Genomic DNA, 551 nt, shown 5'->3' on the forward strand with positions numbered 1-551 from the left:
TGATGACGTCATTCTGGCCGGAGCCTGTGATCCCTTCGATGCCCGTCAGCACATCGCCTTCGGCGTCGCCGCCGGTGCTGGGTCCGCCATCCAGGCGCACATTCACGCCCGCAGACGACCCCGCATAGTCGGCGGTGTCAAAGCCAGCGCCGCCCGTCAGTATGTCTGCGCCAGCGCCGCCGGAAAGCTGGTCGTCGCCATCGCCGCCCAGCAGCGCGTCTGACCCTGCGCCACCGCGCAATATGTCATTGCCCGCGCCGCCTTCCAGCGTTTCATTCTGGCTGGTGCCCGTCAGCGTGTCGTCAAATGCCGAACCGATGACGCGCTCGATCGAGGACAGCGTATCGCCCTGCGCATCGCCGCCCGCCGAAAGCGAACCGTCAAGATTGATCGAAATCGCGCCCGTCGAAGTGGAATAATCCGCCGTGTCGAAACCCGCGCCGCCGATCAGGGAGTCCGCGCCTGCACCACCGCGCAGCACATCATCGCCGATGCCGCCGTCCAGCGTATCCGCGCCAGCCGCGCCGTCCAGGAAGTCGTCGCCCGCGCCA

At 67.2% G+C, this 551-nt stretch carries 1 pseudogene; it reads right to left on the reverse strand.

Annotation, left to right across the window (positions count from 1 at the left end):
- Positions 1–551: pseudogene (locus tag BHQ40_RS24860) on the reverse strand (calcium-binding protein); the annotation flags it as partial.

The organism is Sphingobium phenoxybenzoativorans (assembly GCF_001757355.1).
In the GTDB taxonomy this organism is placed as follows: Bacteria; Pseudomonadota; Alphaproteobacteria; order Sphingomonadales; family Sphingomonadaceae; genus Sphingobium; species Sphingobium phenoxybenzoativorans.